This is a genomic window from Elusimicrobiota bacterium (genome assembly GCA_016706425.1).
In the GTDB taxonomy this organism is placed as follows: Bacteria; Elusimicrobiota; Elusimicrobia; order FEN-1173; family FEN-1173; genus JADJJR01.
Genome location: JADJJR010000001.1, coordinates 2,085,610 through 2,107,536 on the forward strand (window position 1 = coordinate 2,085,610; position 21,927 = coordinate 2,107,536).

Consider the following 21,927-nt stretch of genomic DNA (forward strand, 5'->3'; position numbering starts at 1 on the left):
ACTCTCATGGAGCTGTTTTAAGTGTACCGCGCGTCCGACGGCTTGTCAACGCGCCGGGGGCGGGGCCGGGACCCGGGCGATTTTGAGGGTCAATTCTTTGAGCAACTGAGCCTCGTCCACGGCCGAGGGGGCCCCGCTCATGGGGTCCGCGCCCTTTTGGGTTTTGGGGAAGGCGATGACGTCGCGAATGGAATCCTCGCCGGAAAGCAGCGCCACCAGGCGGTCCAACCCCAAGGCCAAACCGCCGTGGGGCGGCGCGCCGAAATCCAGCGCGTCGAGCAAAAAGCCGAACTTGGCCCGGGCCGACTCCGGCGAAATGCCCAACAATTCAAAAATCTTCGCCTGCAGGACCGTGCGATGGATCCGGATGGAGCCGCCGCCGATTTCCGTGCCGTTCAAAACAATGTCGTAGGCGCGCGAACGCATCGCCGACAGCCGCTCGGCGGCCGGGGGGGTCCCCGCCAGCAACGCGGCTTCGTCCTCCGCGGCGGGGCGGGTGAAGGGGTGGTGGACGGCGTTCCATTTTTTGTCCTCGGCGCTGTATTCCATCAAGGGGAAGTCCATGACCCAAAGGAATTTGAAAACACCGTCCGTCTTGGTCCAGCCCGCGCGGCGGGCCAATTCCACGCGCAAGGGTCCCAGATAGGCCGCGACGTCGAGCGCCGGTCCCGCCCCGAAGAAAAGGATGTCGCCCGTGTTCGCGCCGACGGCCTTCGGCAGGGCGGCGAGTTCCCCTTCGCTCAGGAATTTTGCGATCGACGACTCGGGACCCTGGGGCGTCATTTTCAGCCAGGCCAGCCCCTTGGCGCCGAAAGTCTTCACCCAATCGGTCAGCTTGTCGATCTCCGTCCGCGACAGAGCGGCCCCGCCGGGAAAACACAGGGCGCGCACGACGCCGCCGGCGGCCAGGGCCTTGGCGAACACTTGAAACCCGGTTTTGGAAAACACCGATGAAACGTCCTGGATCTCCATGCCGAAGCGGAGATCCGGCTTGTCGGAGCCGAAGCGCCGCATGGCCTCGTCGTAAGAGAGCCGGGGGAAGGGGACGACCACCTCCCGGCCGGCCGCGCGGAACGCCGCCTGGATCAACCCCTCGACCAACGCCACGACGTCGTCGACATCGACAAAAGACATTTCGAGATCGATTTGGGTGAACTCCGGCTGACGATCGGCCCGCAGGTCCTCGTCGCGGAAACAGCGCGCGATTTGGTAATAGCGATCGAACCCCGCGACCATAAACAATTGCTTGAAAAGCTGCGGCGACTGGGGCAGGGCGTAAAACGACCCCGGCGCGAGCCGCGAGGGCACGAGAAAATCGCGGGCCCCCTCGGGGGTGGACTTGGTGAGGAACGGCGTCTCCAATTCCAGGAAACCGGCGGCCGTCAGAAAATCCCGGGCGGCCTGGGTGACGCGGTGGCGCAAAATGAGGTTTTTCTGCAGGGGGGGCCGGCGCAGGTCCAGGTAGCGGTACTGAAGGCGCACGTCTTCCGAGGCGTTGCAATGCTCCGAAATCTCGAAAGGGGGCACCCGGCTTGTGTTCAAGACTTCGAGCGATTCCACCCAGACTTCGACGCCTCCCGTCGGCATGTGGGGGTTTTCCGTCCCCGCCGGGCGGGGTTTGACGACGCCGGTCACTTCAATGACGGCTTCGCCGCGCAACCCCTCGCCCTGGGCAAAAACATCTTTGCGCTCCGGGTGGAACACCAGCTGGACCAACCCTTCGCGGTCCCGCAGGTCGATGAAGAGCACCCCGCCGTGGTCCCGCCGGTTGTGGACCCAACCCGCGAGGGTGATCGTTTTTTCGATGTGCTCCGGCCGCACTTGGCCGCAATAAAGGGTTCGTTTCACGATGGTTTCTCCGCCGCGATCGTCTCCAAAACCGCGGTCGCGGCCCGCGCGAGGGGCACTTCGCGCTGGGCTCCGGCCCGGAGGTCTTTGAGGATCACCGTTTGTTTTTTTAATTCGTCTTCGCCGACCAACACCACCCACGCCGCGCCCCAACCGTCGGCCGCGCGAAATTGGGACTTGAGACTTTTGCCCGGGGCGCCGACCTCGACGGCCAGGGACGCGGCTTCCCACAGGCCCCCCCCGCGCAGTTCATCGGCCAAGCGGAACGCCGCGTCGGCCGTGCCCGCGCCCATCTGGGCGATGAAGACCCGGCGCGGCCCCGCCACGAGCACGTTTTGCGCCGCGAGGGCGCGGGCCACGCGATCCACGCCGAAGGCGAACCCCACGGCCGGGGTGTCCGGGCCGCCCAAGGACTTGACCAAACCGTCGTAGCGGCCGCCGGCCCCGAGGGCGTCCTGCGCCCCCAAACCGGGGGCCGTCACCTCAAAAACCGTTCGGGTGTAGTAATCCAACCCGCGCACCAGCCGGGGGGCCGGCGCGAAGGCCAATTCGGCCGCCCGCAACAATTCGAGAACGCGCCCGTGATGGGACCGGCAATCGGCGCACAAATGGTCGGTCGTGACCGGGGCGTCGGCCAGGGCCGGTCCGTCCCCTTTGCAGTCCAGAACGCGCAGCGGGTTGACCGCCAGCCGGCGCTGGCAATTTTCGCAAAAGCCGGCTTTCTTGGGCTCCAAATAGGCGCGCAGGGCGTCTCGAAAAGCCGGACGGCACACGGCGCACCCCAGGGAGTTGACCCCAAAGGTGGCCGCGCCCTTGGGCAGGCCGGCGGCCGCCAAAATGTCCCGCATGAGGAGCAGGGTTTCGGCGTCGGCCTCGGGAGAAGCGTTGCCGAAAAACTCGCCGCCCGTTTGACGGAATTCCCGGTACCGGCCGGCCTGGGGCCGCTCCGCCCGAAACATGGGGCCGCTGTAGAAAAGTTTTTTCACCGGCGCGCTCTGGTCCCAGGCGTGCTCCAAATAGGCGCGCACCACGCCGGCGGTGCCCTCGGGGCGCAACGCCAGGGGGCGCCCGCCCCGGTCCTCGAAAACGTACATCTCCTTTTCAACGATGTCGGTGGTGTCGCCCACCGCCCGGCGAAAGAGATCGACGTTTTCAAAAACGGGCGTGCGCAGTTCTTCGTACCCGTAAAGGCGGAAGCAGTCGGCGGCCCGCTCTTCGATGCGCCGGAACAACCGGACTTCGTCGCCGAACAGGTCCCGGGTGCCCCGGGGCGCCGAGGGACGGCTCAAAAAATATTCCCGATGGTGAAGTAAAATTCGCTCTTCGGCTCGTCGGCGGGACGATTGAGGCCCCACCCCCAGTCCAAACGAATGGGAAAGACCGGCGTTTTGAAGCGAATGCCGAACCCCACGCCGGCCCGCATCTGGTTCGGCTGGGAACCGATGGCCCAGGTGATGTCTTCGCGGTTCGTCCAAGCCCCGCCCAAATCGGCGAAGACGGCCCCCTGCAGCACCGTCCGTTTGTTCTCTTGAACCAGGGGGAATTTGTACTCGGCGTTGAGAACGGTGTAGATTTTTCCCCCGTCCACCCCGACCTCCCCGATGTCGTAGCCCCGCACCGTGTCGACGCCGCCGATCCGGAAGAGCTCGGAGATCGGCAGTTCCTTCGTGGGCGGGAATTCGCTCACGTAGGACCCCCGCGCGGACAGGGTGAGGACGAATTTCCAAAACGTCGGGAAGTAGTGCGCGGCGGAGATCTCGGGCTTGTAGAAATTCAAATCGCCGCCGAAAGGCCCGCCGGCCGTCTGGACGGTGGCGAAGTAACGGCCGCCCCGGGACGCGTCGAAATAATTGTCGCGGTTGTCGTAGACGATGCCCGTGGTGAAGGCCGACTTGATGTCGTCGGAGGGTTTGATCACCAGGTCGGGGTTGGTGTTGGTCTGGAATTCCGCGTCGATGTCGAACACCCGGACCCGCTCGTAGTTGTAGTTTTCAATGAGGGACAACCGATCCGTCAGCCGGGGCCCGAGGCGCAACCCGAAACCGCGGTTGCCTTTTTTGTAGGCGAAACTGTTCCCGTTGAAGGGCAGGGTGCGCACGGTGTCGAAAAGATCGGCGCCCAGACTCATGCGCCGGCCCAGGAACCACGGGTCCGTCCAACCGAGCTCGTAATTCTGCCGCTTGCGGCCGAATTCCCACATCACGTTGATCCGCTGCGCCCGTCCCAGGAAATTGATGTGCTGCACCTGCACCGTCCCCACCATGCCGTCCAAGCTGGAGTATCCCGCCCCCGCGGAAAGGATGCCGGGCTTCCCTTCTTTCACGCTGAAGACCACGTCGGCCAAATCGGGCGAGCGGGGCTGTTGGAGGTCCACCTGGACGTCGTCCAAAAAGCCCAGGTTGTAAATCGCCTCCACGGACCTTCGCATCTTTCCGGCGGAAAACACATCCCCGGGTTTCAGCAAGACCTCGCGGCGGACCACGTTCTCCTTCGTGTAGGTGTTGCCGTCCACGTAGATCCGGTCGACCCGCACGACCGAGCTCTCGGCGATGTCGAAACGCAGATTCACGGTGCCCGTGACGCCGTCCAACGGGCGGGGGTCCGTGGTGGGGACCACCTCCGCGCGCAAATAGCCTTTGTCGGCGTAGAGATCCTGCAGATTGCGCTGGGTTTCGTCCATCAAGGTTTGTTCGTAAAGCGCGCCGTTTTTTAGAGTGACGGCCCGGCGAAGCTCGTTTTCGCTAAAAAGGGTCGCCCCCGCAAAAGTCACGTCCCCCACCGTGTAGCGTCGCCCTTCGGTGACCGCGAGCGTGAGGGCGACCCCCGCGCGGTCTTCGGTGAAGTCGCGCCGGCTCGCGTCGACTTTGACCTCCAAATACCCGGCGTTGCGGTAGGCGTTCACCAAAGCCCGCAAATCATCGTCCAGGACGTCTTCTTTAAAAACTTTTTTTTGCCGCGTCTTCTTCAGTTTTCGGCGCACCTGGCGAGCCGAGAAATGGGACACCCCCTCCACCCGCACTTCGCGGACGATCACGCGGCGCCCTTCGTCGATAAAAAACGTCAGGATAACCTTGTTGGTCCGGGGGTCGAGGGAGGTGTAGGATTCCGCCTTGGCGTCCAGATGGCCTTCGTCCCGGTATTGCGAGAGAATTTTGGAAACGTCCTGGGCCGCTTTGAACCGGTCGTAGGCCTCGTCCACCTTGGAGGCGAGCGTTTCCGACAATTTGGTGGTGGAAAGGGCCTTGTTGCCCTTGAAGTCGACGCGGCGGATGACCGGCCGTTCCTGAACGCGGAACACCACGCGCACCACCGGACCGCCTTCGGCGCTTTTTTGGCCCGGCAATTCCTCCACGGCGACTTGCACGTCCTCGTAGAGCCCGGTTTCCAGGAGTCGGTCCACATCCGCCCGGAAGGCGGGGTCGGTCACGGGGTCGCCCTTGCGCGCCTTGATCTTGGAGAGAACCGCGCGCGGTTTCGCGAACCGCGTGCCCTCGGCCACGACTTCGCCGATGGTGGCGGGGGTTTCGGCCCGCGGCGCGACGGCCAGGGCGATCCACAGCGCGGCCGCCAGGGCGACGACGCGTCCCAATGAGATTTTCATTTTTTATCCTCGGAGGTTTGTTTTTTTCGTCGCGGAAAACCGAACCGCCACTGGTTTTCCAAGGCCACCCGCCGTTCGGGGGGTTGACCCAACAGCCGTTCGGAATCCAACTCCGTGCCGGCGCGCGCGTACAAGCTGCCCATCACGCGGTACACCAGCTCGATTTCGTCCCGAAAGAAAAATTGGTTTTGCGCCTCGTCCCACTTGACCTTGTAGACGCCGAACAAACGATCGGTCACCCGGATGCGCGCGGCCGCGCCGGCCCCCCGCAAATAATCCACCAATTCACCGGTCCGCGCCGTCTTGTCCTCCGCGGTCGAGGGGGTGGCGCCGCCGGGGGTTTCCAGCGTTTCGGGAGGCTCGTAAATCGTGGTAATCATATCAATTCCAAAATTCTTGGCCAAACGAAGGGCCAGGGGGGAGGCGCTGGCCCCCAGCAATTGGACCAACCCCGCGCGCAACAACTGGTCGCGTTCTTCCGAAGTGATTTGTTGGTCCCCGGACAACCCCAGGGCCCGCATGGCGACCCGCTCGGTCTTCATGTCCGGATTGTTGCGGGAAACGAACCGGGGTTGAATCTCCCCCAGGGGCGCCCGGTCCACCACCATGGTCACGGTGTCGTTGACCGCGAACCCCCGGGTGTCGAGACTCGTCACGGTTTTTTCCGCCTGCCCGGAAACGTAGGGGATGGAAGGACCGAACCCCACGCCCGGGCGGGTGTCGGTGATCATTTCAAAAACCCCGCGTGTGACGTTGAAACTTTGCCCCAAATAACGGATGGACCCCTCCTCGGTTTCAATTTTTCCCGACGCGCGCCAAGCTTTGCGGTGCCCCGCCAAACGGAGATCGCCGGACAGAGCCGCGTCGATGTATTCGTTGCCGTACCAGGTGTTTTTCCCCGCGTGAAAAACGACGTTCCACTCGGCGACGCGCCACAGCTCCCGCCACCAGCGCGGCCCCCGCAGCGCCCGGGGCTTTTCCGATGGCGGAAACGTGAATTGGGTGCGCTCCAGAAAAACGTCGCCCGTCAGGCGGTGCGCGCCGTGGGGACCGTCGAGACGAAGGTCGAAACGGGGTTCCCCTTGGGAAACCCCCTTGAGCTTTTCGGCCACGGAGGCCCAGCGGCTCAAAAGCGGGCCGGGCCGCACCGACAATTGCGGCACTTCGACGCGCGCCCCGCGGTCCCCCACGGTGCGCAAGCGCAAATCGTAATCCGCGGGGCCGAACCCAGCCAATCCGACGGAACCGGTCAATTCCACGCCCCCCCGGCCCACCCGGGCGCGGGCGCCCTCCACCCAAACTCGGCCGTCCTTCAATACGAACCGGGCGTTCAAATCGTTCACGCGCGGGGTGTAGGCGCGCGCGGCCAGACGTCCGTCGCGAAGGTCAAGGGCTCCCATCGCCCGGGGAAGGCCGTCGGGGCCCACACCCAGGTCGAGGGCGCCCGCGAAGGACCCCTTGGCCCAAAGGCACGGCGCCCAGACGTCGGGCAGCATTTGGAGGCGCCCGTTGGTCAAAGACAACCGCAAGGTCGGCGGAACCGCGGCGTCGTCGCCCGTCCGGATCGGCAACCGGCCTTCGCCCGTCAACACATATCCGTTGCGTCGGGAAAGGCGCAATCGCCGCAAGTCCACGGCGTCCCCCCGCCACTGGGCCGCGGCCTCCAAACGGTCGTAGGGCCACGCCCCCACCCGCCCGTCCCGGCCCTGAATTTCGGCCGCCACGTCCGGCGCGGCGGCGCTGCCCTGGCCGCGCAAGCGCACGTTCCAAAAACCCGTCACCGGCCAATCGGCGTTCGCGAGGGACAAAAGGGTTTCCGCGCCGACGTCGACGGCGTCCAACCGGAAATCCCATTCCGTCGGCGACCAAACGCCGGAAACCCCCAGGCGGCGCGCGCCCCGGTCCCGCAAAACGATGTTGTCCATCACCACCCGGGGCCAGGCGGACAGATTCACGGACCCTTCCAGGGTCGTGGGGTCTCCCGGAACGGCCGAAAAACGTATTTCCCCGGGTCGCCAGGAGACGCGCGTGAGCGACTGCTCGTAGCGCCGCTGATTCACCCACAGGGGTTGCGCGACGAGTCGCGCCGACGCGCCCGCGGCGTCCCACCGGCCCGCCACGCGCAAATCGCCAAAAAACCGCAGCGGCCCCAACCGAATGTTTCGCATTTGGTTGATGAGATCGACGTCCCACCCCGCGTCCCGCCGCACCGCCCGGGCGCCGTTGGCCAAGCCCCAACGCCCTTCGCTGGTGTGAACGAGCACATCCTCCAACGTGAACGTGCGCGAGGCGAAGCGGACCCGCGCGCCCCCTGTCCAGGCTTCGCCCGCGGCGGTCGCCCCCGCGGCGGCGAAACGCCCGTCGGCGCGGAAATCCAAACCGGTGCCCGCCCCTTCCAGGGCGCCCGTCAGGGCGGTGCGCCACCCCCGGGGCAAAGAAAGGCTTCGAAACAAACCCTCCAACCGCACGCTTTCCACCCGCGCTTTCAAAGACACGGGTCGGTGGGACCACCCCACGCCGGGGGCCGGACTCGCCCCGACGGTTCCGGAAGCCACCACCACGCCCCCGTCCTCGAACGACGCCGTCAGAGCGTCCACGGCGAGCGAATCGTTCTCCCAGGCGAAGCGGCCCTCGGCGCGGACCGAAACGTCCCGCCAGTCCGCCCGGCCGACAACGCGCCCGGCGGCGCGCGGCCGGTCCCACGTTCCGCCCAAGGTTCCCTCGCTGCCCACTTCCCCCCGCCGCCAATCCGCGGGGAATGGCACCTTCGGCCACAAAGCCCTCGGATCGACGCCGGCGGCCCGCCATTGGCCGAGGAGCGTTCGGCTGGCGCCTTGGACGGCGAAGAATCCCACCGCGCCGCGCGAAGATCGCGCGTCGTCCACCCCCCAGGCGGTGGGCGTCCAGCGCCCTTGGACCGCCAAGGCCCCCAGGTCCACATCGCCGCACCTCGCCCCCGGCGACACCACGGTCCAGGAGGTCCGGGCGGTGCGCCATTCGTGGCGGGCCTGGGCGGTCCAACGGGAGGTCCATGCGCGGCGGCCGGCGCCGAAGTTGAGCGCCTCGCCGGAAGCGGTTCCCCGCCAGGCGGTCGGCCTTCCGCCGCCGATTTCCCTTTCGCGAACGGCGACGGCCTGGGCCGTCAAACGCCCGCCCCCGCGCTGCCGCGCGTCGAAGGACTCCAAGGTTACCGTGTCCCCGGCAAAAACCAAACGCGCCGTCGCGCTCTCCGCGGACCACGGGCCCACGCCGCCGTCCCTCCAATCGAGGCGCGCCGCCCCTTCCCAACCGGGACGCCGCCCCGTTTCCAATTCAATCTCCCCGGAAACGATGCCCCGGAGGGATCCGGTGTCCTTTTGAAAATCCAGCAAACGCTCCACGGGGGTGGGGGTCAATCGCGCGCGCCATCGGCTCCGCCCCGCGGACCATTCGCCCGCGGCGGTCAACACGTCGTCCACCTCCAGGCGTTCGATGCGGAACGCTTTGGATTCCCCGTGGACTTCCGCGCGGATATTGTGGACCAGGCCGCCCGGACGCCAGCGAAGCGCGTCCAACCGAACCGTCCCGTCAAAAACCGGGGACGTCCATCGCCCGGTCCAACGGCCGTCGGCGGAAAAAGCCCCTTGCGCGTCGGGGAAACGGCTCCCGATGGGCGGGAAATCCGTGGCGGCCAAACCTTCGACGCCGCCGCGCAACCCCAGTCGCCCTTCGGCGTCGCTCAGGAACCCCGCGCCCCACAGGTGGAGGGCCCCCGCGCGGTAATCCAGCGATTCGATCCGCCAATCGTCGCCCGCCCGCTCGACGTTGAGGCGCAACCCGCCGCCCGCGCCCGTCACGCGCAGGCCGCGATCGTCCAAGATTAGACGCCCCTCCACCGGCGCTGTTTCCCGGTGGAGCCCCCATTCAAACCCTTCGATGCGAAGCCGTCCTTCGGCGCGGGGGCGGTCCGTCCCTCCCGAACCGGGGCGCAGCAAAGACAAGGCCCCGTCCACCCGGCCCCGCACCCGCGACCAACCGTTGACCGCCGCCACGTCGTCCAGGGAAAGACCGCTCGCTTTGACCGCCCACAAAAGGGGCCCGCCCGAGGCGGGAACGGAGGAGACGGCGAGGGTGCCGTCCACATCCACCGTCCCGGAAAGACCGTTCACACGCGTTGAAAACCAATCGTTGCGCCAGGTCCCGGTGGCTTCCAACGGCGGCAGGACCGCCCCCGGCACCCCCAAACCTTTCAGGCTGGCTCGCCAAGCGAGTTCGGGTTTCTCCAGGGTTCCGGAAATGACAACCTCGCCGTCCACGCGTCCCGCCGGGGGGAGAGGGCGAAACGCCGTGAACCCGGATCGACGAAGATTCTCCACCCCCCAATCCCGGGCCGAAAGGGCCAGATCGAGCCGAGCCGTTTTCGTCAACCCCTCGACCGACCCCGACAGGCGCAAGCCGTCCAACACCCCCGTGTCGTGGAAGCGAAGCCGGGACCCTTCCAAAGTGACGCGGCCGCTCAAGGGGACCCCCCAATCCCGGGGGGTGGACTCGCGTGGTCGCCAGCGGGCGTCCTTAAATCGTATTTCTCCCTTCGGGGTCATCCGGGCCCAGCGGGGCCGTCCCACGGAAGGCCCCGGAGAATAGTCTTGGATCGCGATGGACACATCCACCCCCGCGCGCCCCACCACAGCGCCCCAATCGTTCGGCCAGAAAGGAGCGATCACACCCAGATCAACATCTTCCAAAACCAAACGGCCGCGCCCCGAAAACAAAGGCGTGACGCGCAGGGAATCGGCCACGCCGACGTCCATCCACCAGCGCCCCGGGTCCCCCGTCCCACGCACGCGCAGGACCCCCCCGCCGGGGGAGAGGCCGAGTTCCCCGTCGACACCGGCCAGACGCAGCGGCGGGCGCCCGGGCCCCGTGGGAATCTCGAAATCCCCCCCGGTCCAGGAAACACGGTGATAGGGAAGGGACCGCCAGTTCAACGGGGGACCGCTCCCCACCGCGGACCCACCGCCCCGCCAGACGGGAGCCTCCACCCGGGATCGGCCGGGACCAAAAAACAAAACCGAAAAAGGCATGGGTTCGGAGGAGAAAACGGTGCGGATCGTCCAGCGGCGACAGGTGAAAATGGGCGCCTCGGGCGCGCCGACGCGCACGCGGTCAACGGAAGCCGAGAGGAGGAGGGGATGAATTCGGACAACGCCGACGGAAACGGGGCGGCCGGTGAGCCGCGACAAAGTCGCCTCCACCCAGGGTCCCGCGCGGTCTTCGACCCGCGGGCGGGCCCAGGTGGCCCAACCGACCAGAAGGGCCAGCAGGAAGAGGATCAGTCCGAGGGGCGCGCGCCAACGCATGGGCAGAGGGGTGAAACGTCCGCCGGCGCGGCGTCGCGCGAGGGCGAAAGCCGCGGGCGACGCGACGCCAAGGGGTTACCCGCTTTTGACGGTCGGTTGCGGCGGGGTGGTCGAAAAGACGAGTTTTTGTCCGTCGCCGGCCACGTCCACAAAGACCGAAGTCCCGGGCGCCACTTTCTTGGACAAAATGTCTTCGGCCAGCGGGTCCTCCAGGAGCCTTTGAATGGACCGTTGCAGGGGTCGGGCGCCGTAGTTGGGGTCGAAGCCTTTTTCCACGAGGAACCCCTTGGCCTCCTCGGTCAACGAAACGGCGAGGGCCTGGGCGGCGAGCTTTTTCGACACCCGGGCCAGCATGAGGTCGAGGATTTGGCGGCTGTCCTCTCGGGTCAACGGGTGGAAGACGATGATGTCGTCCAACCGGTTGAGGAACTCGGGATTGAAGGCTTTCTTGACCTCTTCCATCACCGTGTCCTTCATGGCCGCGTAGTCCTTCGCGGCGTCTTCCTGCACGAGGAACCCGAGGGACTTGCCCTTCGAAATCAGCCGCGCCCCGACGTTGGAGGTCATGATGATGACGGTGTTCTTGAAACTCACCCGGTGCCCCAGGTTATCGGAGAGGGCGCCGTCGTCCATCATCTGAAGAAGGATGTTGAAGGTGTCCGGGTGCGCCTTTTCAATTTCGTCGAGGAGGACGACGGAATAGGGCTTCCGACGGACGGCCTCGGTGAGCTGACCGCCCTCCTCGTAGCCCACGTAGCCCGGGGGCGCGCCGATGAGCCGCGACACGGAGAACTTCTCCATGTACTCGGACATGTCGATGCGCACGAGGGCTTCCTCGTTGCCGAAAAGGAATTCCGCCAAACCCCGGGCCAACTCGGTTTTGCCGACGCCCGTGGGGCCCAGGAAAATGAAACTGCCGATGGGCTTCTTGGGGTCCTTGAGTCCCGTTCGGCTGCGCCGGATGGCCTGGGCGATCGCCTGGATCGCTTCTTTCTGGCCGATCACGCGCTTGTGCAATTCGTCTTCCATGTGAACGAGTTTCTGCTGTTCGGACTCGGTCAACTTCATGGTCGGGATGCCGGTCCATTTGGAGACGACGGCGGCGATGTCCTCCCCGTTGACAACGGGAACGGTGGCGTCCCGCTGTTCGCGCCACGATTTGCGCGCCTCGTCCAATTGGCGCCGCATGTCTTTTTCCTTGTCGCGCAACCGCGCCGCCTTCTCGTATTCCTGGGCGGCGATGGCGGCCTCTTTGTCGTGGGTGACTTTGTCGATTTCGACTTCGCGTTCCTTGAGGGCCTGGGGCCGCTGGGTGACCTGCAACCGCGCGCGGCTGCCGGCTTCGTCGATCAGGTCGATGGCCTTGTCCGGCAGGAAGCGGTCGGTGATGTAACGGTCCGACAGCTCCGCCGCGGCCTTCAAGGCTTCGTCATCGAACTTCACCTTGTGGTGGGTTTCGTAGCGGTCTCGGAGGCCCTTGAGAATTTTGATGGTGTCTTCGACCGACGGCGGGTCGACCAAAATCGGCTGGAAGCGGCGTTCGAGGGCGGCGTCGTGTTCGATGTACTTGCGGTACTCGTCCATGGTCGTGGCGCCGATGCACTGGAGTTCGCCGCGGGCCAAGGAGGGTTTGAGCATGTTGGAGGCGTCGATGGCGCCTTCGGCCGCGCCGGCGCCGATGACGGTGTGGAGCTCGTCGATAAACAAAATGATCTGGTTTTTGGCCCGCCGAATCTCCTCCATGATGTTCTTGAGGCGCTGCTCGAACTCGCCGCGGTACTTGGTGCCGGCCACCACGGCGGCCAGGTCGAGGGTCATGACGCGCTTGCCTTGAAGCAGTTCCGGCGCGTCGTCGGAGGCCAAACGCTGGGCCAACCCTTCGACAATGGCGGTCTTCCCCACGCCGGGATCGCCGATCAGCACGGGGTTGTTCTTGGTGCGGCGCAACAAAATTTGAATGACCCGCTCGATCTCGTTCTCGCGGCCGATGACCGGATCAAGCTTGCCGTCTTTGGCCATCAGGGTCAGATCCCGGCCGAATTCGTCCAGGGTGGGTGTCTTGGATTTGGATTTTCCCCCCGAGGTCGGGTGGGCGGGCGCGGGCTGGCCCGGGGCGGGGCTTTGCTGGCCTTCGCCCAACAGGGAAATGACTTCCTCCCGAACGACGTCGAGACGAACGCCGATGTTTTCCAACACCCGCGCCGCCACGCCTTCTTCCTCCCGGATCAGGCCCAGGAGCAGGTGCTCGGTGCCGACGTAGTTGTGGCCCATGTTCTGGGCCTCTTCCACCGCCAGCTCGAGCACTTTTTTGGCGCGGGGCGTGAAGGGAATCTCGCCCAACAACATGACGTTGTCGCCGGTGCCGACGATCTTTTCGATCTCGGCGCGAACGCGGCGCTGGTCGACGCCCAAATTGGTCATCACTTGGGCGGCCACGCCCTCGCCCAGGGCGATGAGCCCCAGAAGCAGGTGCTCCGTCCCCACGTAATCGTGGTTAAGGCGTTTCGCCTCTTCCTGCGCAATCAGAATGACGCGCTGGGCGCGTTCCGTAAATCGGTTGGACATGGGCTCCTCCATGAAATAGAACGTCCGTCGCTCGAAAAAGTTCCCGGGCGACCCCGCCGAATCGACTTCAGCCGATCGCCACCCCGTCCCGCTGGGTTAAATCGCGGAACGCCGCGATGAGGCGGCGGGTCCGCTCGCCGGGTCGGCCGTCGCCGATGGTGCGGGCGTCGATTTTGACGACGGGCACCACTTCGGCGGCGGTCCCCGTGAGAAAAACCTCGTCCGCGGTGTGCAGATCAAAGGGCGTGAAGAAGCGCTCCTCGACGGCGATGCCCGCCGCGGCCGCCAAATCCATGACGACCGCGCGGGTGATGCCCTCCAGGGCGCCGGCGGCCGTCGGCGGGGTGATCAAACGGCCGTTTTTAAAATAGAAAAGGTTGTCGCCCGTGCATTCCGCGACATAGCCCTCGGTCGAGAGCATAATGGCTTCGCGCACCCCCGACAGGCCCGCCTCGATTTTGGCCATGATGTTGTTGAGGTAATTGAGCGATTTGATATTCGGGCTGAGCGCCTGGCTGGGGGTCCGCCGGGTTGACACCGTGTTCACCTCGAGCCCGTGGGTGTAGCACTCCTCGGGGTACAAGGCGATTTTGTCGGCGATCACGAACACCGTCGCGTGGGGGCATTTTTTGGGGTCGAGACCCAAATCCCCCACGCCGCGGGTGACCACGAGACGGATGTAAGCGTCTTTCAGTTTGTTCGCCCGCAGGGTTTGCAGGACGGCCTCCTGCATCTCGGGCAAGGTCATGCCGACCTCGAGCACGATGGCCCGGGCGGACCGGAAGAGGCGTTCCAGATGTTCCTTGAGTCGAAACACCCGGCCGTTGTAGGCGCGGATGCCCTCAAACACACCGTCCCCGTAAAGGAGCCCGTGGTCGAACACCGACACCACGGCCTGTTCTTTGGGGACCAACCGCCCGTTAAGGTAAATGTGCAAGGACCCGGAACCGGGCAGGGGGCCGCTCACCGACGGTAAAGGAGAAAGGGTCACGCCAACGCCTCCAAAAGAATTTTGCCGATCAACCGCCCGCGCTTTCCTCAACCAGAAGACCGTCCACCAAGACCAGTCGGCGGTCCGCCTGCGCCGCCAAGCCTTCATCGTGGGTGACGACAACCAGGGCCGCGCCCCGGGCTTTCACTTCCTCGCGCAACATCGCTTCCACTTCGCGCCCGACGCCCCGGTCCAGATTCCCCGTGGGCTCGTCCGCCAGAACCAACCCCGGTTCGCCCGCCAGGGCGCGGGCCAGGGCGGCCCGCTGTTGTTCGCCGCCGGACGCTTCCGCGGGGCGGTGGTGCGCCCGCGCGGAGAGGCCCAATCGCACCAAGAGCGCGCGGGCCCGCGCCTCGGCTTCGGGGCGGGACCGACGACGAATCAAGAGGGGCATCATAACATTTTCGAGAAGCGAGAGGTCGGGCAGCAGGTGGTGGAACTGGAACAGGAAACCGATCCGCTCGTTGCGGAGGCGGGCCCGGGCGTCGTCGTCCAAGGTCGACACCGCGTCCCCAAACAAAGTCAACGTTCCGGCGGTGGGCGCGGCCATCAGCCCGGCCAGATGCAACAGGGTCGACTTTCCCGCGCCGGAAGGTCCCCAGACGCAAACGCTTTCCCCCGCGCGGATTTCGAAGGAAACGCCCCGCAGGGCCTCGAGCGGGCCAAACCGTTTCACCAAGCCTTCGGCCTTCAAGACGAGGTTCATCCGATCCGCCGAATCGCGTCCAGGGCATCGAGCCGCGACGCCGCCCGCGACGGGTAGAGCGTCGCCAAAAGGACGATGGCCAAGGCCGCCAGGGCCACCAGGCCCACATCCAGAGGGACGATCCGGGCCGGCAGTTTTTCGATATAGTAAATGTCCGCGGGAAGCTTGATGAATTGGTAACGCTTCAGGAGCAACGCGATGCCCAACCCCAAGCTCAACCCCAGGCCCGTGCCCAGGCCGCCCATGATGAGCCCTTTGCGGAGGAAAATTCGACGGATCGACGCCCGGGTCGCCCCCATGGCGCGCAAAATGCCGATTTCCCGGGTGCGCTGGGCCGTCACCAACAGCAAGTTCGAAAGAATCGTGAACGCCGCGACGAGGGTGATGAGGGTGAGGATCAGGAACATGACGATTTTTTCCAGCCGAAGAGCGGCGAACAGCGGCTTGTTGAGCCCCAACCAGGAACGGACCAAACCCATCGACGCGAACCGCTCCTGGAGGACCGCCGCCGGCGCCGCGAATTCGTCGGCGTCGCGCAACCGAATCCCCAGGCCCGAGACGCGGTCGCCCAAACGGAACAGGCGCTGCGCGGCCGCCAGGGACACCACGGCGAGCGAATTGTCGTAATCGTAAAGACCGGTTTCAACCACGCCCGCGACCACGAACGCGTGGAAAGCGGGAACCCCCCCGAAGGCTCCGGTGTCCGCCAGGGACACCGCCATCACGAGCCGGTCCCCCTGGAGAACCCCGAGGTTTTGCGCCAGTTCCTTGCCGAGAAAAACGGCGGGGTCTTTGTCGGCGCGACGCAAATCGTCCCACCGGCCGGCGCGCAAGCGACCGTCCAAGCCGGTGACGCCGGGCTCCCGATCGGGGTCGACGCCTTTGACCACCACGCCCTGGGCGCCCCGACCGCTCCGGGCCAAAGCCTGCCCCAGAACGTAGGGGGCCCAGGCCTTCACGTCCTTAACCCCCGCGAAACGGTCGCTGTAATCCACGGCGGGCAGTCCCGCTTCCCCGATGGGTTGGACCAAAAGATGGGGTTGGGCGCCGAGGATTTTGGCGCGGATGTCCTCCCGCGCGCCGGTCATCACGGCGAGCGTCACGACGAGGGCCGCCACGCCCACGGCCACGCTGGCCACGGCGATCACCGACGTGAGGGAGCCGCCCAGGTCCCGCCGGGCCCCTTTGAGATACCGCAACGCCAAAAACGTTTCGAATGTCACACGTTCCCCTCCGGTCCCCCGCCCGCGGCGGGGTCGACCTTTTTTTCAAAGACGGCCATGAGATTGGACCGGTCCCGCCAGAAACCACCGGCGATCCCCAACCACAAAAAGCGAGGCCAGCGCCACCATTTCTTTAGTACGTCCCGGGGGCGAAAGTCAAACGCCGAATCCAAGGACCCGTCACGAAAGAAAGCCAAATCGCTGAAGGCGCGAAAGTTGACGAAGGGAACCCGGGTGTCCAGGTAATGACGCCGTTCCACCGACCGGACCCGAAATCCGAGCGCTTCGCCGAGGGCCCGCAGGGCCGTCCACGAAGGAATGTGCAATCGGAAAGGTTGGTGCAGGGCGTGCGCCGGGACGGTCCCCAGGCGCAGGCGGTCCGCGTCCTGGGTGTGCACCACCAACAGTCCCCCGGCGCGCAAACGCCGCCGGGCGAACTCAAAAATTCGACGCGGCTCTTCCAGCCGCTCCAACTCGTCCAAAACGATCAGGCAATCCAGGAGGTCCCCGTCGGCCCCCGGGAGGGGCTCCCCCCGCGTCCCGTCGGCCGCGGCGAAATGGAGAAACCCTTTTTCCCCGAAAAAAGAGCGGAACAGGTCCGCGTTCACTCCGTAAAACAGGATTCGGCTCCAGGGGCCGACGCCGCGCCCGGCCAACCATCGGCGAAATCCTTCGAACGCTTTTCGGTTCCAGCGGTTCAGTCGGCGTCGGGGAAACGGGGAGGCTTTGTAAAACTCGTCCAGGGAAATTTTGGGGAGGGAGTGGATCGACCGACAGACGGCGCACTTCCAAACGGCGAAAAACTCCTCGCTGAACCGGCGAAAATCCGAGGACGCCGCCGCGCGGTCCCCCGCCCGGTCCACCGTCCCGATCTGGCAATAGGCGCAACGCCGGCGCGTGTCGAGCCGCGGGGCCGTCTCCCGAAAAGTGGGCGCCGCGGGGTCGTCGGCGAAACGGGCGTACACCCCTTCCAACGCCGCCGCCACGGCCGCCGCCGTGTGCGGGGCCGATTTCTCATACCCGCCCGCGCCCAACCGCTCCCGGAGCGCGGGATCCCCGCGCAGCCGGGCCAACCGCTCGGCGAGGCCGCCGGGGTCGTCGGCCGGAACGATGTACCCGGTTTTCGCGTCGTCGACCAGGTCCCGCGCCGAGATGATGCGGTCGGTCACGATCACGGGCTTTTTAAAGCGCATCGCTTCCAGGGCCACCAGGCCCTGGGTTTCCACCAGGGAGGGCAGGACAAACACATCGCACGCGGCGTAGAGATCGGCCAGGCGCTCGTGCGGCACGTGGCCGAGAAATTTCACCCGCGGGGCCACGCCGAGGGACCGCGCCAGGGCCCGCCACTCTTTTTCCATCGACCCCTGGCCCGCGATCCACAACCGGTCCGACGGCCCGCCCCCGGGCAACGCCGCAAACGCCCGAAGCAGAAGGCCCACGTTCTTTTCGGGATTCAACCGCCCGGCGTAAAAAACCGTGAAACCCGCCTCGCGCGGGGGCGCGGCCTCGTCCCCGCGAAAAGCCACGGGATTGGAAATAAAATGCACCCGGGCGTTCGTGGCGAAACGGCGCACCTGTTCCGCGTGCTCCGAGGAAACACAGATCACGTCGTCGAACCGGTCGTGGGTGCGCACGATGCGCTGAAGCAGCCAGGAACGGAAGGGCCGCAGGGGCGCGGGCTGGGTCAAATGATCCACCGACATGTGGGCGGTGTAAACGGTGGGAAGGCCCATGCCCCGGGCGAGGGCCAGACCGCGCAGCATCATCTGGCCGAGGTAATGGAAATGGACAAGACCGACGCTGTGCTTGAGGAAAATGCGGCGCAGGGTCGACGCGGCCGGGAGGGCCTGGTAAAAACCGAAAAGGGGAAGGGAAAAAACCCGCTCGACCGCCACGCCGTTCCAGTCCTCTTGAAAAGGCTGATTTCTTCGACGGCTGGTGATCACCACCACGCGGTGACCGCGGGCGGCGAGTTCCCGCGCCACTTTTTGAACGTGAACGCCGACCCCGGTGCCGGCCGGGAGAAAATCGTCCGCGACCATGGCCACCGAGAACCGGGGCAAAGGGTCAACCTTCCGGGGTGGCGCGCAAAAGGGGAAAGAGGATGACGTCGCGGATGGAGTCCGTGCCGGTGAGGATCATCGTAAGCCGGTCCACCCCGATGCCGAGCCCCCCCGCCGGCGGCATGCCGTGCTCGAGGGCGATCACAAATTCCTCGTCGGCGGGCATGGCCTCTTCGTCGCCGGACAGGCGTTGCTTGGCCTGGGCTTCGAAATGCCGCCGCTGGACGTCGGGGTCGTTCTGCTCGGAATAGGCGTTGGCCACCTCCTCGCCGCACAGGAACAGCTCAAACCGCTCGGCGACGTCCGGGGTGTCGGGCGACGCCTTCGCCAGGGGTGAGAAGAGGGCCGGGTACCCGAACAGGAACGCCGCCGAAGGCAGATGGGGCAGAACCCGTTCGTCCAGGATCGCGTCGAAACATTTGGCGTCGGGCAGGCCCTCCACGTCCAATCCCAGATTCCGGGCCGCTTCGCGGAACCCGTTGCGGCGGCAGAGGTCGCCGTAGTCCAGTCCCAACGCTTTAAATTGATCGGGCAGGGACACCCGGGCGAAGGGCGCGGCGAGGTCGACGGAACGCCCCCGGTAGGAAAACGACAACGGCTCGCCGTCCTTTTTCACGGAACGGCCGGCGTTGCGCAGGAGGACCTCGGCCAAGTCCATCATGCCCCCCATGTCCGTGTAGGCCTGATAGGCCTCGAGGATCGTGAATTCCGGGTTGTGGCGGGTGTCGATCCCTTCGTTGCGGAAGGCCCGGCCGATTTCAAAGACCCGTTCGAGGCCGCCGACCAGGAGCCGCTTCAAGAAAAGTTCGGGGGCGATGCGCATGTAAAGCCGGGCGTCGAGGGCGTTGTGGTGCGTCGTGAAAGGCCGCGCCGCCGCCCCGCCGGGAACGGCTTGAAGGATCGGCGTTTCCACCTCAAGGAATCGCCGGTCCGTCAGCGTGGCCCGCAAAGAGGCGACGATTTTTTGACGCGCCAAAAACCGGGCGCGGGACTCCTCGTTGGAGAACAAATCCACCTCGCGGCGCCGGTAGCGAATCTCGACATCCGTGACGCCGTGGAATTTTTCGGGCGGGGGCCGCAGCGCTTTGGACAGAAGGCGCCACGACTTCACGTGCAAGGTGATTTCCCCCGTGCGGGTGCGGAAGGCGAACCCCGTCGCCCCCACGTGGTCGCCCAGATCCACGGTGTCCTGAAAAGCGGCGAAAGCGTCCCCCAGTTCGTCTTTTTTCAAATAAATTTGGAGGCGCCCCGACAGATCCTGCAAGTGGGCGAAAATGGTTTTGCCCATGTCCCGGCGGGTCATGAGCCGCCCCGCGAAAGCGACGCTCTCCGTGCCGTGGCCGGCGGCGGGCAGATCGGCGTGGCGGGCCAGGACATCGGCCGCGCGTTGCCCGTCGTCGAAACGCGTGGGAAAGGGGTTTTCGCCGCGCGCGCGCGCCGCCGCCAGCTTGGCGCGGCGTTGGGCCATCAAATCGTCCAGGGCGATGTGCGGCGTTTCGGGGGCGGTCACGGAAACGGGTTAACGCGGGGGGCGCTGGACCAGCGCCGATTGCACGCGGGTGCGGAGTTCCTTCGCGTCGAAGGGTTTGGAAATGAAATCAAGCACATTGGTGAAAAGCTGAAACGTCTCCTTCATGCCGTCGCGGCCGGTGAGCATCACGACGGGAATGTCCCGCGTCCCCTCTTCGGCCTGCAATTGGGAAACGAAGGTGTAACCGTCCATGTCGGGCATGGTGACGTCGCTGAGGATGAGATCCGGCGTCAGGGCACGGTGCAGGACGTCCAGGGCCTCGGGGCCGCTGTGCGCCTGCACCACCTGGTGGCCCTCTTTTTCGAGGATGATGGCCACCAGCTGAGCGGTCTCCCGCTCGTCGTCCACAACCAAAATCTTCGCCATGGTTTCGCGGCGGCCTCCCGGCCGGTGCGCCCGGGTTCGGGCGCCTACTTGCGCTGTTGGTTCAACCGCTCGAACATCTTGTTGATCAACTCCGCCAAGCCCTGCAGTTCGTCGCCGTCCCGAAGTTGGATCGGCCGCAGGGGCCCCGAGGAGTCCAGCGCCTCGCGCAGGGTTTTTTCGAAGCGGTAGAGGGGGCCGGCGATCTTGTGCGAAATGAAGATCGACAGGATCGGGATGACGATCATGTAGATCAAACCGCTGGCCAGCATCCACATCTGCAAAGATCTCAACGGCTCGATCAAGGCCGGGTTGGCGAATTCCGCCTCCGCCGAACGAAGGATCAAAAAGGTGTGGGCTTCCATGAGGACCAAAACGAGCGCCAAAACGGCGCCGATCATGACGGCGTATTTGATCTGCAAACGGCGGTTGATGAGGTAATTCCGGCGCATCGCCTTGTAGTTCGGCGTCGGGCTGGTCATGTCGTCCTCCTCCGGGGGGCGGATGTCGCCCGCGGTCCCCCCATTATAGGGGCTGTTTCACGAATTATCAATAGCGGAACGCCGAGGGGGGGCCCCCGACAATTTCCACTCCAAATAGGCGTGGATGAAGGGGTTCAAATCCCCGTCCATCACCGACTGGATCTGGCTGGTTTCGTGGCCGCTGCGCAAATCTTTGACCATTTGGTAGGGCATGAAAACGTACGAACGGATCTGGTTGCCCCAGGCGATGTCGCCCTTGTCGTCGTGGTGCCGTTCGGCGGCGGCCCGCTGTTTTTCCATTTCCAAATCGTAAAGTTTGGCTTTCAACAGCTTGAGCGCCATGGCCCGGTTCTTGTGTTGGCTGCGCTCGTTTTGCGAAGCGACCACCACACCCGTGGGCATGTGGGTGATGCGCACGGCCGACTCGGTTTTGTTGACGTGCTGCCCCCCCGCGCCGCCGGACCGGTAGGTGTCGACTTTAAGGTCGACCTCCTTGATGTCGATCGGCACATCGTCGTCGATCTCCGGGATGACGTCGCACGCCGCGAAGGAGGTGTGCCGCCGGGCGTTGGCGTCGAAGGGGGAGACCCGCACCAACCGGTGGACCCCCGTCTCGGATTTTAAATGGCCGAAGGCGAATTCCCCCTCCACCAAAAATTCCGCCCGTTTGAGCCCGGCCCCGTCCCCCGGCGCCAGGCTGGCGACGGTGACCGTGAACCCGTTCTTTTCCGCCCAACGGGTGTACATGCGGAACAGCATCTCCGCCCAATCGCAGGATTCCGTGCCCCCCGCGCCGGCGTGCAGCGTGACGAAGGCGTTTTTTCCGTCCATGCGGTCGGACAATTTGGCGCGAAAAAGGCGCTCTTCAATGCCGCCGTCCAAACGGGCCAGGGACTGGGCGAGCTCGGCCCACTCGGCCTCCCCGCCGCCTTCCCGGCACAACTCCAACAGGGCCTCGGCGTCGCCGCACTGGCGGTTCAACTCGTCGTATTTTTGAAGGGTGGTTTTGAGGGCGGCCGTGTCTTTCAGGACACGCTGGGCGCGCTGGTTGTCGTTCCAAAACTCCGCCCCCCCCGATTGCCCCTCCAGCCCCGCCAATTGAACGCGCTTTCCGGGGACGTCAAAGAAACCTCCCCAGCCGCTCCAAAGCGGCTTGGGCGCGGGCCAATCGGTCGGCGAGATCGGTGGGACTGACGGTGTCCATCGGGTGGGATG

13 protein-coding genes are annotated in these 21,927 nt (G+C 65.5%); all 13 read right to left on the reverse strand.

Annotation, left to right across the window (positions count from 1 at the left end; translation table 11 throughout):
• Nucleotides 1-45: 45 nt before the first annotated feature.
• Nucleotides 46-1,851 carry an aspartate--tRNA ligase gene (aspS, locus tag IPI56_08580; protein ID MBK7545779.1) on the reverse strand — a complete coding sequence of 602 codons (1,806 nt, stop codon included), beginning with the start codon at nt 1,849-1,851 and terminating at the stop codon, nt 46-48.
• The gene (locus IPI56_08585) at nt 1,845-3,137 is read right to left on the reverse strand and encodes a histidine--tRNA ligase (GenBank protein ID MBK7545780.1); all 1,293 of its coding nucleotides are present in this window, start codon (nt 3,135-3,137) and stop codon (nt 1,845-1,847) included. The genes aspS and IPI56_08585 overlap by 7 nt, the downstream gene beginning before the upstream one ends.
• Nucleotides 3,134-5,449 (reverse strand): outer membrane protein assembly factor BamA, encoded by a 2,316-nt coding sequence (bamA, locus tag IPI56_08590; GenBank protein ID MBK7545781.1) that lies wholly within the window; start codon nt 5,447-5,449, stop codon nt 3,134-3,136. Before bamA ends, IPI56_08585 begins: the two co-directional genes overlap by 4 nt.
• Nucleotides 5,446-10,788 carry a translocation/assembly module TamB domain-containing protein gene (locus IPI56_08595; protein MBK7545782.1) on the reverse strand — a complete coding sequence of 1,781 codons (5,343 nt, stop codon included), beginning with the start codon at nt 10,786-10,788 and terminating at the stop codon, nt 5,446-5,448. Before IPI56_08595 ends, bamA begins: the two co-directional genes overlap by 4 nt.
• Before the next feature lie 75 nt (nt 10,789-10,863).
• Nucleotides 10,864-13,353 (reverse strand): ATP-dependent Clp protease ATP-binding subunit, encoded by a 2,490-nt coding sequence (locus IPI56_08600; protein MBK7545783.1) that lies wholly within the window; start codon nt 13,351-13,353, stop codon nt 10,864-10,866.
• Nucleotides 13,354-13,420: 67 nt separating this feature from the next.
• Nucleotides 13,421-14,452 (reverse strand): branched-chain-amino-acid transaminase, encoded by a 1,032-nt coding sequence (gene ilvE / locus IPI56_08605; GenBank protein ID MBK7545784.1) that lies wholly within the window; start codon nt 14,450-14,452, stop codon nt 13,421-13,423.
• The gene (locus IPI56_08610) at nt 14,373-15,050 is read right to left on the reverse strand and encodes an ABC transporter ATP-binding protein (protein ID MBK7545785.1); all 678 of its coding nucleotides are present in this window, start codon (nt 15,048-15,050) and stop codon (nt 14,373-14,375) included. Before IPI56_08610 ends, ilvE begins: the two co-directional genes overlap by 80 nt.
• Nucleotides 15,047-16,273: an ABC transporter permease gene (locus IPI56_08615; GenBank protein MBK7545786.1), complete on the reverse strand. Its 1,227-nt coding sequence runs from the start codon at nt 16,271-16,273 to the stop codon at nt 15,047-15,049. Before IPI56_08615 ends, IPI56_08610 begins: the two co-directional genes overlap by 4 nt.
• Nucleotides 16,270-18,336, reverse strand: a complete 2,067-nt coding sequence (locus IPI56_08620; GenBank protein ID MBK7545787.1) for a glycosyltransferase — start codon at nt 18,334-18,336, stop codon at nt 16,270-16,272. Before IPI56_08620 ends, IPI56_08615 begins: the two co-directional genes overlap by 4 nt.
• 4 nt (nt 18,337-18,340) lie before the next feature.
• Nucleotides 18,341-19,804 carry a lysine--tRNA ligase gene (lysS, locus tag IPI56_08625; GenBank protein MBK7545788.1) on the reverse strand — a complete coding sequence of 488 codons (1,464 nt, stop codon included), beginning with the start codon at nt 19,802-19,804 and terminating at the stop codon, nt 18,341-18,343.
• A 51-nt stretch (nt 19,805-19,855) separates the two neighbouring features.
• Nucleotides 19,856-20,233: a response regulator gene (locus IPI56_08630; protein MBK7545789.1), complete on the reverse strand. Its 378-nt coding sequence runs from the start codon at nt 20,231-20,233 to the stop codon at nt 19,856-19,858.
• Nucleotides 20,234-20,277: 44 nt separating this feature from the next.
• Nucleotides 20,278-20,712 (reverse strand): methyl-accepting chemotaxis protein, encoded by a 435-nt coding sequence (locus IPI56_08635; protein MBK7545790.1) that lies wholly within the window; start codon nt 20,710-20,712, stop codon nt 20,278-20,280.
• 57 nt (nt 20,713-20,769) lie between these two features.
• Nucleotides 20,770-21,916, reverse strand: a protein-coding gene (prfB, locus tag IPI56_08640; protein MBK7545791.1) for a peptide chain release factor 2 whose coding sequence is annotated in 2 segments (ribosomal slippage) — nt 20,770-21,834 and nt 21,836-21,916 — 1,146 coding nt in all. Because the reading frame shifts where the segments join, the coding sequence is not laid out codon by codon here.
• Nucleotides 21,917-21,927: the final 11 nt, after the last annotated feature.

Excerpts from the sequence above, each read along its gene's own strand:
- IPI56_08600 (MBK7545783.1), bottom strand. The coding sequence starts at position 13,353 with ATGTCCAACCGATTTACGGAACGCGCCCAGCGCGTCATTCTGATTGCG.
- ilvE (MBK7545784.1), bottom strand. The coding sequence starts at position 14,452 with ATGAAGGCTTGGCGGCGCAGGCGGACCGCCGACTGGTCTTGGTGGACG.
- IPI56_08635 (MBK7545790.1), bottom strand. The coding sequence starts at position 20,712 with ATGACCAGCCCGACGCCGAACTACAAGGCGATGCGCCGGAATTACCTC.
- lysS (MBK7545788.1), bottom strand. The coding sequence starts at position 19,804 with ATGGCCCAACGCCGCGCCAAGCTGGCGGCGGCGCGCGCGCGCGGCGAA.
- IPI56_08610 (MBK7545785.1), bottom strand. The coding sequence starts at position 15,050 with ATGAACCTCGTCTTGAAGGCCGAAGGCTTGGTGAAACGGTTTGGCCCG.
- IPI56_08630 (MBK7545789.1), bottom strand. The coding sequence starts at position 20,233 with ATGGCGAAGATTTTGGTTGTGGACGACGAGCGGGAGACCGCTCAGCTG.
- bamA (MBK7545781.1), bottom strand. The coding sequence starts at position 5,449 with ATGAAAATCTCATTGGGACGCGTCGTCGCCCTGGCGGCCGCGCTGTGG.
- IPI56_08595 (MBK7545782.1), bottom strand. The coding sequence starts at position 10,788 with ATGCGTTGGCGCGCGCCCCTCGGACTGATCCTCTTCCTGCTGGCCCTT.